Here is a 12,234-nt window from a genome sequence, read left to right as displayed (position 1 = left end):
CGTCTTGTGAGTGCCCACACAGATTGTCTGATAAATTGTTAAAGAGCAGTGAGTTACGCGCTTTCGCTTGCTAACTCGAGGTGGCGTATATTACGCTTTCCTCATTCAGTGTCAACCGTTTATTTCACCCGGTTGCCGCTGTTTTCAATCTTTCCGACCCGGTCACTTCGTGATGTTGTTCACGTTGTTCCCTGTCGATGGAGCGGCATTATAGGGATCCGAATTTTTTGCACAAGCCTTTTTTCCAATAAAAGGATCGACTGCGTATTTTTCGAGCCCTTCGCGGAGATCTCACCCGATCCGCTGGTTTTAACGTCGATCTCATCCCTCCCGAATTGGTATTTCCTCTCACCCGAACTATATTGCCAAGATTAAACTTATCTTTGGAGTGCTTCAGATGTCTCAACCTTTACGTTCTTATCAAGAATTAACACCTACATTGGGCGAACGAGTGATGGTGGATCCTTCAAGCGTGGTTATTGGCGATGTAGATCTGGCCGATGACGTCAGTATCTGGCCGCTCGTCGTCATACGTGGGGATGTTAATAATGTGGTTATCGGTTGCCGGACCAACGTACAGGATGGAAGTGTGCTTCATGTTACCCATCAGTCACGACAAAATCCTCAGGGGCATCCTCTTATTATTGGGGAAGACGTCACCGTCGGGCATAAAGCAATGCTGCATGGTTGTACCATCGGGAACAGAGTTCTGGTCGGGATGGGATCAATACTGCTGGACGGGGCTATCGTTGAAGACGATGTCATGATTGGTGCCGGCAGCCTGGTGCCGCCAGGGAAAACACTCGAAAGTGGTTACCTCTATTTAGGAAGTCCTGTGAAGCAGATACGAGAGCTGACTTCTGATGAACTCGCAGGGCTGACATACTCCTCTAATAATTATGTGACATGGAAAGATGTTTATCTTTCCCAGGAACAATAAAGAAACGTATTGCCTGAACAGTAACAAATCCGGCTGCTCAGGCACTCCCGATCACACCAGCAAGTCTTTTTTTAACTGCTCAAGCACAGGTTCTATCTGAGGCATCACACCATGCCACAGATAGAAAGCATGCGCTGCCTGCCCCACCAGCATTCCCAGTCCGTCAGCATAATGCGTTATCCCATTATTTTTCGCCCAGGTGATAAAAGGCGTTAAACCCGCCTGATAATACATATCGTAAACCCGGGTCTGCGTCGTCAGCACACTTTCTGGGATAGCGGGGATCTCACCCTTAATACCCGAAGCCGTAGCGTTAATGATCAGGTCGAAAGATTCTTCAGCCAGAGAAGCTAACGCGATGGCCCGAATATCACCTTTTTCCTGGAAAATTTGGCTCAGATGCTGCGCCCGCTCGAAGGTCCGGTTAGTCACGACGACGGAACAACCATAAGACAACAAAGGAAGGATCACCCCGCGCGCAGCCCCACCGGCGCCGATCAATAAAATCCGATCCCCCGGCGTCAAAAGCGCCAGCCGCTCAAGGTCACTCAGCATACCGATGCCATCAGTGTTATCCCCAAGCAGTCGCCCGTCTTCAAGTTTTTTGAGTGTGTTAACAGCACCAGACATTGAAGCGCGATCTGTCAGCTCATCAGATCTCGCAAAAGCACGCTCTTTGAAAGGTACCGTGATATTTGCCCCACGAGCGCCGTCTGCAAAAAAAGTTCGCAAAGTCTCTTCAAACTCTTCATGCGAAGCCAGAACCGTACCATAGGTATGATCGATACCAGTCTGACGGGCAAACAGTGCATGAATACGAGGGGATTTGCTATGCCCAATCGGATTCCCAAATACCGCGAAAGATGGCGTGACTTTCATTTGTTAGCCTTGACGAATAAGGTTGCCAGTGAGGGCATCCCGAATTTCAGATGGATTATCTCTTCCTCCTACTTCGCCATCCAGCACGGGAAAGTCTTTCCCAAACTGGAGTCTGACTTCTTCAGACAAACGGCAAGGAGGTTGCCCATTCAGATTCGCACTGGTTGAGACCAGTGGTTTTCCAAATTTTTGGCAGAGTTCTTTTACCAGGGGATGATCCGTGACGCGTACTGCCAGAGAACTGAAACGGCCAGTCAGCCAATCAGGCGTCACGGCTTTTGCAGGCATTACCCAGGTAACCGGCCCTGGCCAGAATGACCAAATGTACTGAAGTTGCTGTTCAGTTAATGATGAGTCATCGATATAAGGAAGAAGTTGCTGATAATTGTCAGCAATCAGAATGAGCCCTTTATCTTTCGGACGTTTTTTCAGCGCCAGCAATGCTTCTACCGCTTGTTCGCTATCAGGGTCACATCCCAGACCGAAAACGGCTTCCGTTGGATAAGCAATAACATGCTCCCCACGCAATGCCTCAAGTACTGTGTTCAATGATTTTTGTGTCTCTTTATTCATCTTGTTCGTTATCTTTTCTTTCTACGGCTTTGCCGCACAATTTACTGGCACAGAATAACTTCATTCCCTGAGCCGTTTTCTTTTCCATCAATAACGGGTAATGGCAGTGTTCGCACTCCCCGGCTACCGGTTTATTATTGATGGCAAACTGACAATCCGGATAACGGTCACAGGCGTGGAATACTTTGCCGAAACGCGATTTGCGCTGTAACAGATGCCCTTTTCCGCATTGCGGGCAGCCCAGAGTCGTTTCTTCAGGTTTATCGATAGCTTCAATATGATCGCATTCAGGATACTGACTGCAACCAATAAACATGCCATAACGCCCCTGCCGCAGCACCAACGTGGAGTCACATTTAGGGCACACCTGTCCTTCAAGGACTTTCACAACATGCCCATCCGCTTGTGATTTCAGGGGACGAATATACTGACATTGCGGATAGGATGAACAACTGAGAAAGGGGCCGTGGCGACCACTACGGATCACCAAATCGGCCCCGCATTGCGGACAGGATCCATTTTGCTTATCAGCAAAAAGTGCTGCTTTTGTCATATGTTACGTTTTACCTGTTATCTCTTAGTGCAGATAACCCTCATTAACTTCAAATAATAGCTCTTCCATTTGCTGATACGCTGTTTCATATCCGGGAATATTAAACAGAACCATCAGCACGACCCACTTCAGATCCTCAAGATCGAACTCTTCAGTGTCCAGAGCCATAACACGATCGATAACCATCTCTCTGGTATCGAAATTCAATACTTTGATCTGTTCCAGGAACAACAGAAAACCACGACAACTGCTATCTAACCGAATTGTTTCCTCTTCGGTATAAACGCGTAATGCTGAAGGATCAGAATCCAGCATATAAGATGGGGTTCCACCCTCTTGCATATCCGCAAGTTTTTCAAGCCAATTCAACGCATTGTGAATATCAGCCCGGTGAAAACCAGCCTCGGTCAAGTCATCCGTTAACCTATCCTCGTCAACATTCATCTCCGCTTCGTTGTGAATGTAAGTTTCAAATAAGTACATTAGTACGTCGAACATGGCTTGCCCTCTTAATTCGGACATAGCCGCCGGATACAGCTGCGATCCATCCTGCTAACTCCAGTTCGAGTAGTTTACCTACGACTTCTGGCACAGGTTGGCCGGCACGTTCGGCGACGACGTCAACAGATGTCACCTCATATTCTACGTTAGCCAACACATCAGCAAATGGCAATTCAACTTCGCTATCTGGCGCACAAATAATCGCCTCTGACGCATCTGATTCACTCTCAGGCGGCATTTTCAAGGATTCCGATACCTTGATAGTGGGGAACCAGGTCAACCCGCTTCCTATCTGTTCGGCGATATCATTTGGTTCAGTCACGAGATACGCACCCTGCTGAATCAGCCAGTGCGTACCTTCCGAGGTTGTACTTCCCAGCGGGCCTGGCAATGCGAATACTTCCCGTCCTTGCTCAAGTGCATAGCGCGCGGTAATCAATGAGCCGCTGCGAAGCGTTGCTTCGATGACAAGTACACCCGCACTCAACCCGCTGATAATCCGGTTACGGCGGGGAAAATTAGCGGCTAAAGGGGGAGCCGTCACCAGATGTTCAGACACCAGCGTTCCCCCCTGCCCCAGAATACGATCTGCCAGCTTAAGATGACAGGATGGATAGCGCTTCATCAGCCCGCTTCCCAGCACAGCTATTGTCTTACCCTGAGCTTCCAGTGTTGCCTTATGGCTGATTCCATCTATTCCCATCGCCAGCCCGCTTGTCACAGTAAAACCGCTACTGACCAAACCGCCTGCAAAAACCTGCGCATATTGTTCGCCGTAATGGCTGTAATCGCGACTCCCCACCATTGCGATTTGTGGCGATAGTAGTAATTCAGCAGATCCCTCAGCGAATAAAATCAGTGGAGGGGAGGATATTTGTGCCAACAGCGGGGAGTAAAAATTGCTGCCAAAAGTAATGAGATGACAGTTTTCTCCTTCCAGCCATTTCAGTGATGCAGATAGCCAGTGTTGATTAATATGCTGAAAATCGGCTACTTGTTCGGGTAAAAGACCACTTTTCGCTAATTCTGAAGACGAATAAATCCCCCGGTCCGAGAGGGTATGAATGATCCCCGTCGCGCGTTGGGTACCGAGGCGTTTGACCACTGACATACGTATCCATGCTTCCTGCAATGTCATTATCCATTCCCTTCTCAAGGCCTTTCGGCGACTGATACAATTGGCAGAGGATGCTGTCAATCGGGGCAGGAAATGTCTAGAATAGAGTCTATATATCTTCAATCAATTGAATAAAGATCCAGAAAAATATGTCCGTATTACAGATATTACATTTCCCAGACGAGCGGCTTCGCATAACAGCAAAACCGGTCAAAGAAGTTAACGCCGAAATCCAGCAGATCGTGGATGATATGTTTGAAACCATGTATGCAGAGGAAGGCATTGGCCTTGCTGCCACTCAGGTCGACATTCATCAACGCATCATCGTAATTGATGTGTCTGAAAACCGCGATGAGCGTCTGGTTCTGATCAATCCTGAATTGCTGGAAAAAAGCGGCGAAACCGGGATTGAAGAAGGCTGCCTGTCGATCCCTGATCAACGGGCACTGGTGCCGCGCGCTGAAAAAGTAAAAGTCCGTGCGCTTGACCGTGACGGTAAAACCTTCGAGCTTGAAGCTGATGACTTGCTGGCAATTTGTATCCAGCATGAAATGGATCATCTGGTAGGTAAATTATTCGTGGACTACTTGTCTCCCTTGAAACGTCAGCGTATTCGCCAGAAAATGGAAAAAATGGCCAAGCTGAACGCGCGGGCTGACTAATATTCGTGTAACACAGGACACTGCTTTGCGAATCATATTTGCCGGTACTCCCGACTTTGCAGCGCGTCATCTTGACGCGCTTTTATCATCAGAACATCAGGTTGTCGGTGTTTTCACTCAGCCTGATCGCCCGGCCGGCCGCGGAAATAAACTGACTGCAAGCCCGGTGAAAGTTCTGGCTCAAGCACATGACATCCCGGTATTCCAGCCTAAATCTTTGCGTCCCGAAGAAAATCAGTCCCTGGTTTCCTCACTGCAGGCTGATGTAATGGTTGTCGTCGCTTACGGTCTGATTTTACCGAAAGCAGTGCTTGATATGCCGAAATTGGGTTGCATCAATGTGCATGGTTCCTTATTGCCACGCTGGAGAGGCGCAGCACCGATTCAGCGCTCTCTGTGGGCGGGTGACGCAAAAACGGGTATCACCATCATGCAGATGGATGTCGGGCTTGATACCGGTGACATGTTGCACAAAGTCGAATGTGACATTCTCCCGGAAGATACCAGTGCTTCGCTTTACAACAAACTGGCTGGATTGGGTCCTCAAGGTCTGCTTGAAACTCTCAGGCAACTGGCGGATGGCACAGTAAAACCTGAAGTTCAAAGCGAAGAGCATGTCACCTACGCAGAAAAACTCAGCAAAGAAGAAGCCCGCTTAGACTGGAATTTATCAGCTGAGCAACTTGAACGTTGCATTCGTGCCTTTAACCCCTGGCCTGTCAGCTTTTTCATGATTGACGAACAGCCGGTGAAGGTCTGGCAGGCTGAATGTCAGTCAGAAAAAAGCAACGCAGCTCCCGGCACCATTATTTCTGCCGACAAAAAGGGTATTCGGATTGCGACCTCCGATGGGATCCTGAATATCACCCAGTTGCAGCCGTCAGGTAAAAAGGCAATGTCCGCACAAGATTTGCTTAACTCTCGTCGCGAATGGTTTATCGAAGGCATGCGTTTAGCCTGACCATAACGACTACGCCCGATATTTCGTCGGGCCTTATCTCTCTGATAATGCTGGCTCCGGTCAGCTTTTTTGACTATGAAAACACCCTATAATCTCCGTAGCATTGCCGCTCAAGCCATCAGCCAGGTGTTGGATAAAGGATTATCCTTGTCCACTGTTCTCCCTGGTCTGCAGAAAAACATTTCAGAAAAAGATCGCGGACTTCTTCAGGAACTTTGCTTTGGTACGCTTCGCGTGCTGCCACAGTTGGAATGGTGTTTGCAGCAACTCATGGCAAAACCTCTCACGGGTAAACAAAGAACATTACATTACTTACTGATGGTGGGTCTCTATCAGCTGATCCACACGCGGATCCCGGCACACGCCGTACTGGCGGAAACGGTTGAAGCCGCCGTTGCGCTAAAACGTCCGCAATTAAAAGGACTGATCAACGGCGTGCTGCGCCAGTTTCAGCGGCAGCAGGAAGAATTGCTTCAACGAATGGCCAACAATGACAGTCGTCATCTCCATCCCAGCTGGCTCCTTAACCGTCTGAAAAAAGCTTACCCCGGTGAGTGGGAAAGCATTGTTGATGCCAATAATCAAAAGCCGCCGATGTGGCTTCGCGTCAACAGACAGCATCACACACGCGACGAATATTTACATTTGCTAAACGAAGCTCAGATTGAAGCTGTACCGCATCCAGAATATAAGGATGCATTACGGCTGATCACGCCATGTCAGGTAAGCCTGCTTCCGGGATTCGCAGAAGGTTGGGTTACTGTTCAGGATGCTTCGGCGCAAGGCAGTGTTGATCTGCTGGATCCAAAGAATGGCGAACTGATCCTCGACTTATGTTGCGCACCGGGCGGAAAAACCACCCATATTCTGGAAGCCGCACCGAAAGCCCATGTTCTTGCCGTTGATGTGGACGAGCAACGTTTGAAACGTGTTCATGAAAACCTTCAGCGTTTGAAACTCAGCGCGGAAGTGAAGCAAGGTGACGGGCGTGAACCGCAGGTTTGGGCAGGTGATCGCATTTTTGACCGTATACTTCTCGATGCTCCCTGTTCAGCGACCGGCGTTATTCGCCGGCATCCTGACATCAAATGGTTGCGCAGAGACAGTGATATTGCCGAGCTCGCCAGCCTTCAAAAACAAATCCTTGATGCTGTCTGGCCACGGCTAAAAAGCAAAGGTGTCATGGTGTACGCCACCTGCTCAATTTTACCGGATGAAAACTGTCAGCAAATCACCTCATTCTTGGAATCACATCAGGATGCTACGCTGGTTGAAACAGGAACGATTGACCAACCAGGCCGGCAGAACCTTCCGGATGCTGAAGACGGCGATGGATTTTATTACGCTAAACTGATTAAAAGCTGATCATCTTGTATTAGTGCTGTTTACTCAGGCTGATACCTTCGTGGCAAAGCAGAGAGTCATATGAAAATAATAATTCTCGGGGCCGGGCAGGTTGGCGGAACACTCGCCGAAAACCTGGTTGGTGAAAACAACGACATTACGGTTGTCGACACGAATACCGTCCGGCTGCGTCAGCTTCAGGATAAATTTGACCTGCGCGTAGTCCAGGGGCACGGTTCTCATCCCCGTGTACTTCGCGAAGCTGGCGCTGAAGATGCCGATATGCTGGTGGCTGTGACAAATTCTGATGAAACCAATATGGTTGCCTGCCAGATTGCCTATTCACTGTTTAATACACCAAACCGCATTGCCCGCATCCGTTCAACTGAATACATCCGAGAATCTGAAAAACTTTTCCACCCGGAAGCTGTGCCTATCGATCACCTGATTTCGCCGGAACAATTGGTCACTGATTATATTTATAAACTCATTGAATATCCGGGTGCACTGCAGGTAGTGAATTTCGCCGAAGGCAAAGTCAGTATTGCAGCAGTAAAAGCCTATTACGGCGGCCCCTTAGTAGGTAATGCACTTTCTTCAATGCGCGAACACATGCCGCACATTGAAACGCGTGTTGCAGCCATTTTCCGCCAGGATCGCCCGATTCGTCCGCAAGGCTCAACCATCATCGAAGCCGGCGATGAAATATTCTTTGTGGCCGCCTCTCAGCATATCCGCGCAGTCATGAGTGAGCTTCAGAGGCTCGAAAAACCTTATAAACGAATCATGATCGTTGGTGGAGGCAATGTCGGAGCGGGACTTGCCCAACGGCTTGAGAAGAATTACAGCGTAAAACTCATCGAGCGGGATCAACAGCGTGCCGCCGAGCTTGCAGAGATACTACAAGATACGATTGTCTTCTATGGTGACGCTTCGGATCAGGAATTACTGGCTGAAGAGCATATTGAACAAGTAGATGTGTTCATCGCTATTACCAATGATGATGAGGCAAACATCATGTCGGCAATGCTGGCTAAGAGGATGGGTGCAAAAAAAGCGATGGTTCTTATCCAGCGCAGCGCATATGTCGATTTGGTGCAGGGTAGTGTGATCGATATTGCAATTTCTCCCCAGCAGGCAACGATTTCAGCATTACTTGGACATGTCAGAAAAGCAGACATCGTCAGTGTTTCATCGCTAAGGCGCGGTGTCGCTGAAGCCATTGAAGCGATTGCCCATGGCGATGAGACCACATCAAAAGTGGTAGGCCGTACCGTGGAAGAAATCAAACTGCCGCCGGGTACAACAATTGGGGCTATTGTACGCGGTAATGAGGTAATTATTGCCAACGGCACAAGCAGGATCCAACAGGGTGACCACGTTGTGATGTTTATTACCGATAAGAAGTTTGTCAGGGATGTGGAACGTTTGTTCCAGCCAAGTCCGTTCTTCTTATAAATTGCATCTGCTGTTTATCGGATTTAGCGTTAATTGAGGTTCAGGTGAGAACTTTTGTAGCGAAGACCCTGCAAATAGTCTTTACTTGGTTTGACATATTTGATGAATTTGCCAAGGAGTATTTATGAGTTTTATGAAAGAGTTTCGTGAGTTTGCCATGCGCGGCAACGTGGTCGACCTGGCAGTCGGTGTTATCATCGGTGCTGCTTTTGGCAAAATAGTATCGTCATTTGTCGCTGATATTATTATGCCTCCGCTGGGTTTGTTGATTGGCGGGGTTGATTTTAAGCAGTTCGCATTTGTCCTCCGGGAGGCTCAGGGAGCAACACCCGCCGTAGTCATGCATTATGGGGTATTTATCCAGAACGTGTTTGATTTCATCATTGTTGCGCTGGCCATCTTTTGCGCTATTACCCTGATGAATAAAATGCGTCGTAAGCAGGAAGATAAACCCGCTGCACCACCTAAACCAACGGCGGAAGAGACTTTGTTAGCAGAAATTCGTGATTTACTGAAAGAGCAGCAGACACCGAGACTTTAACTGATATTACCCGCTAGGGCTTAATTAGAAGGGCAGTATTGAATACTCAAACGAACACTCAATACTGCCCTCCAGATAACCCCTCTTCTCATTTTTCGCTTTACGACAGTAGCTCCCCTTCCCTTTTTGATTTTTCTCAACACGTTGTTTAAACAATGGATCATGAAGAAGCGCCTGTAATGCATTATCCTGAATGATGCCTTTTTGATGCTTATAGTGGCTCATAAAACCTCGATATAATTAATACTGTTGAACAGAATGCGCGCATATGATACTGCTACAATTATGCTTGCGAAAGCGTTTTGTAAAACCCTTGAAATGCTTACGTTACCTTACCCGCTCCATCTTCCAGTGCTTCTAATATAGAACAACTGACACTAGTATGCGCAGAACCACAGCAGGCGGCGCTCAGCCTTTGGAGTGACTCGCGCATCTGATTAAGCTCTTGTAATTTAAGCTCAACTTCAGCAAGACGTTCATTCACGATAGATTTCGACTCCTGACAAGTGTGATGCAAAGGATCTATTCGAATAGAAAGTAACTCCTTGATAGCATCAAGCGTAAAACCTGTCGATTTGGCATAACGTATGAAGCGTAAACGCTGTACATCACCTTCGTTATACTGACGATAACCCGATGGATTGCGTGAGCCCGTGCCCATCATTCCCTGCTTTTCATAGTAACGCACAGTATCCGTGGAGACATTGGCCAGCCTGGCAAGTTCACCAATTTTATACATGCCTATTTTCCTCTGAATTTATCCTTTATCGCCTTTTCGTAATGCCCTTGAAGGAAGTCAGTGCTCATACCTGCCTGCTGTAGACGTATCTGTAAAATCTTCAAACGCTTTTCAGCGGGAAGAAACTTCGGATCATCGCTGTCTAATGTGCTCAATAGGTGATTTAACTCAATCGCTTCTTTTCGATCCTGCAACTCGGGCGGCAAATAGCCTGCATTTTTCAAAATACGATAGGAAGTTCTTAGCTCATCCGGAACTGCACTGTCGTCATCCAGGATAAGCGGGCGCCCACTGCCAGGCAGGTTATCAAATTCACCTTTTTCCTGAGCATCTTTGATGTGCTTTTCAACCCACTGATCCATTAGAAACATGATTTCGCCTTCGTCACATTGCACAAACCATTGTAGATCATAGCTGGAAGCGGCGCGCCGTAAAAGGGAGTGGAATGCAGAACGATTAAAGTTGGGAAAAAAGGGGGGTAGAACAGTGAGTTACAGATGTAAAAAAACCGGGCAGAAGCCCGGTTTTTTCATGCATCTACAGATTATTCAGCAGTTGCTACTTCTGCTTTTGACTCTGCACGATCAACGAGCTCGATGTATGCCATCGGCGCATTGTCGCCTGCACGGAAGCCACACTTAAGAATACGAGTGTAACCACCGGCACGGCTCGCGAAACGCGGGCCCAGTTCATTAAACAGTTTTGCCACGATCTCGTTATCACGAGTACGGGCGAATGCCAGACGACGATTTGCAACGTTGTCGGTCTTGGCAAGAGTAATCAGCGGCTCAACAACGCGACGCAGCTCTTTCGCTTTCGGCAGGGTCGTCTTGATGATCTCATGACGAACCAAAGAGCCGGCCATGTTACGGAACATAGCCTGTCGGTGGCTGCTGTTACGGTTCAGTTGACGACCACTCTTACGATGGCGCATGACCTTATCCTTCTCAGTAAAACCTTAACCTGTGATCCGGTTACTCGTCAGCAATACTTGCTGGTGGCCAGTTTTCCAGGCGCATGCCCAGAGACAAACCACGGGACGCAAGTACGTCTTTGATCTCAGTAAGAGATTTTTTACCCAGGTTAGGTGTTTTAAGTAACTCAACCTCGGTACGCTGTACCAGATCACCGATGTAGTGGATTGCTTCTGCCTTAAGGCAGTTAGCAGAGCGGACAGTCAATTCCAGATCGTCAACAGGGCGCAGCAGGATTGGATCGAATTCCGGCTTCTCTTCTTTGACTTCCGGTTGACGTACATCTCGTAAATCAACGAAAGCTTCAAGTTGTTCAGCAAGAATGGTTGCCGCACGACGGATCGCCTCTTCAGGATCGATCGTACCGTTGGTTTCCATTTCGATAACCAGCTTGTCCAAATCAGTACGCTGTTCTACACGCGCTGCTTCAACATTGTAGGCAATTCGCTCTACAGGGCTGTAGCATGCGTCTACTAACAGACGACCAATTGGGCGCTCATCTTCTTCCGAATGAATTCGGGCAGACGCCGGCACATAACCACGACCGCGCTGAACTTTGATACGCATGCTGATAGCAGCGTTCTCATCGGTCAGGTGGCAGATGACATGTTGCGGCTTGACGATTTCGACATCACCATCATGGGTAATGTCGGCTGCAGTCACAGGGCCAATGCCAGACTTATTCAGGGTAAGGATAACTTCATCTTTCCCTTGAACTCTCACCGCCAGCCCTTTCAGGTTGAGCAGGATCTCCAGGATATCTTCCTGTACGCCTTCTTTGGTGCTGTACTCATGCAGTACACCATCAATCTCAACCTCGGTCACCGCGCAACCCGGCATGGATGAAAGCAGAATACGGCGCAGTGCGTTGCCTAAAGTATGGCCAAAGCCACGTTCTAAAGGCTCAAGGGTCACCTTGGCGTGCGTCGAACTGACTTGCTCGATATCTACCAGGCGCGGTTTTAGAAACTCTGTCACAGAACCCTGCATTG

General features: G+C 48.3%; 16 protein-coding genes. 6 read left to right on the top strand and 10 right to left on the bottom strand.

The window, feature by feature from the left end; genetic code table 11:
* Positions 1-397: 397 nt before the first annotated feature.
* Positions 398-940, top strand: a complete 543-nt coding sequence (locus EVX52_RS24835; RefSeq protein ID WP_129955661.1) for a gamma carbonic anhydrase family protein — start codon at positions 398-400, stop codon at positions 938-940.
* 51 nt (positions 941-991) lie between these two features.
* On the opposite strand, the gene aroE is transcribed toward EVX52_RS24835, so the two are convergent.
* From aroE to dprA, 5 genes are read right to left on the bottom strand one after another with little or no spacing between them, the layout of a single operon-like run.
* Positions 992-1,819 carry a shikimate dehydrogenase gene (gene aroE, locus EVX52_RS24830; protein WP_129955660.1) on the bottom strand — a complete coding sequence of 276 codons (828 nt, stop codon included), beginning with the start codon at positions 1,817-1,819 and terminating at the stop codon, positions 992-994.
* 3 nt (positions 1,820-1,822) lie between these two features.
* Positions 1,823-2,392: an L-threonylcarbamoyladenylate synthase type 1 TsaC gene (gene tsaC / locus EVX52_RS24825; RefSeq protein WP_129992337.1), complete on the bottom strand. Its 570-nt coding sequence runs from the start codon at positions 2,390-2,392 to the stop codon at positions 1,823-1,825.
* Positions 2,385-2,945 carry a type I DNA topoisomerase gene (locus tag EVX52_RS24820; protein ID WP_129992336.1) on the bottom strand — a complete coding sequence of 187 codons (561 nt, stop codon included), beginning with the start codon at positions 2,943-2,945 and terminating at the stop codon, positions 2,385-2,387. Before EVX52_RS24820 ends, tsaC begins: the two co-directional genes overlap by 8 nt.
* A 24-nt stretch (positions 2,946-2,969) precedes the next feature.
* A complete protein-coding gene (locus EVX52_RS24815; protein WP_129955657.1) occupies positions 2,970-3,443 on the bottom strand; it encodes a DUF494 family protein in 474 nt (157 codons plus the stop codon).
* Positions 3,415-4,584, bottom strand: a complete 1,170-nt coding sequence (gene dprA, locus EVX52_RS24810) for a DNA-protecting protein DprA (RefSeq protein WP_129992335.1) — start codon at positions 4,582-4,584, stop codon at positions 3,415-3,417. The genes EVX52_RS24815 and dprA overlap by 29 nt, the downstream gene beginning before the upstream one ends.
* Before the next feature lie 128 nt (positions 4,585-4,712).
* Between dprA and def the strand changes: the two genes are divergently transcribed.
* The 5 genes from def (at position 4,713) to mscL (ending at position 9,529) form a co-directional block, all read left to right on the top strand.
* Positions 4,713-5,225: a peptide deformylase gene (def, locus tag EVX52_RS24805; RefSeq protein WP_112288147.1), complete on the top strand. Its 513-nt coding sequence runs from the start codon at positions 4,713-4,715 to the stop codon at positions 5,223-5,225.
* Between the two features lies 1 nt (position 5,226).
* A complete protein-coding gene (gene fmt, locus EVX52_RS24800; RefSeq protein ID WP_205952724.1) occupies positions 5,227-6,186 on the top strand; it encodes a methionyl-tRNA formyltransferase in 960 nt (319 codons plus the stop codon).
* 75 nt (positions 6,187-6,261) lie between these two features.
* On the top strand, positions 6,262-7,551 hold the full coding sequence (rsmB, locus tag EVX52_RS24795) for a 16S rRNA (cytosine(967)-C(5))-methyltransferase RsmB (protein WP_129955654.1): 1,290 nt from the start codon (positions 6,262-6,264) through the stop codon (positions 7,549-7,551).
* A gap of 60 nt (positions 7,552-7,611) precedes the next feature.
* On the top strand, positions 7,612-8,988 hold the full coding sequence (gene trkA, locus EVX52_RS24790) for a Trk system potassium transporter TrkA (protein ID WP_129955653.1): 1,377 nt from the start codon (positions 7,612-7,614) through the stop codon (positions 8,986-8,988).
* Positions 8,989-9,112: 124 nt separating this feature from the next.
* On the top strand, positions 9,113-9,529 hold the full coding sequence (gene mscL / locus EVX52_RS24785; protein ID WP_129955652.1) for a large-conductance mechanosensitive channel protein MscL: 417 nt from the start codon (positions 9,113-9,115) through the stop codon (positions 9,527-9,529).
* A gap of 24 nt (positions 9,530-9,553) precedes the next feature.
* Here mscL and EVX52_RS24780 read toward each other — a convergent pair whose 3' ends face one another.
* From EVX52_RS24780 to rpoA, 5 genes are all read right to left on the bottom strand, one after another.
* Complete coding sequence (locus tag EVX52_RS24780; protein WP_129955651.1) at positions 9,554-9,754, bottom strand: alternative ribosome-rescue factor A; 201 nt, start codon at positions 9,752-9,754, stop codon at positions 9,554-9,556.
* 97 nt (positions 9,755-9,851) lie between these two features.
* Positions 9,852-10,268 (bottom strand): Zn(2+)-responsive transcriptional regulator, encoded by a 417-nt coding sequence (zntR, locus tag EVX52_RS24775; protein ID WP_129955650.1) that lies wholly within the window; start codon positions 10,266-10,268, stop codon positions 9,852-9,854.
* Between the two features lie 2 nt (positions 10,269-10,270).
* The gene (locus EVX52_RS24770) at positions 10,271-10,639 is read right to left on the bottom strand and encodes a DUF1992 domain-containing protein (protein ID WP_129955649.1); all 369 of its coding nucleotides are present in this window, start codon (positions 10,637-10,639) and stop codon (positions 10,271-10,273) included.
* A gap of 173 nt (positions 10,640-10,812) precedes the next feature.
* The gene (gene rplQ, locus EVX52_RS24765) at positions 10,813-11,202 is read right to left on the bottom strand and encodes a 50S ribosomal protein L17 (protein ID WP_013573706.1); all 390 of its coding nucleotides are present in this window, start codon (positions 11,200-11,202) and stop codon (positions 10,813-10,815) included.
* A gap of 40 nt (positions 11,203-11,242) precedes the next feature.
* The gene (gene rpoA, locus EVX52_RS24760; RefSeq protein ID WP_002919219.1) at positions 11,243-12,232 is read right to left on the bottom strand and encodes a DNA-directed RNA polymerase subunit alpha; all 990 of its coding nucleotides are present in this window, start codon (positions 12,230-12,232) and stop codon (positions 11,243-11,245) included.
* Between the last annotated feature and the right edge of the window lie 2 nt (positions 12,233-12,234).

Origin of the sequence: Rahnella sp. CFA14(1/10) (assembly GCF_004195095.1) — a bacterium.
Lineage (GTDB): Bacteria > Pseudomonadota > Gammaproteobacteria > Enterobacterales > Enterobacteriaceae > Rahnella > Rahnella perminowiae.
Note: the sequence above shows the minus strand (reverse complement) of the source record. Positions and strands in the feature narration are given on the sequence as shown.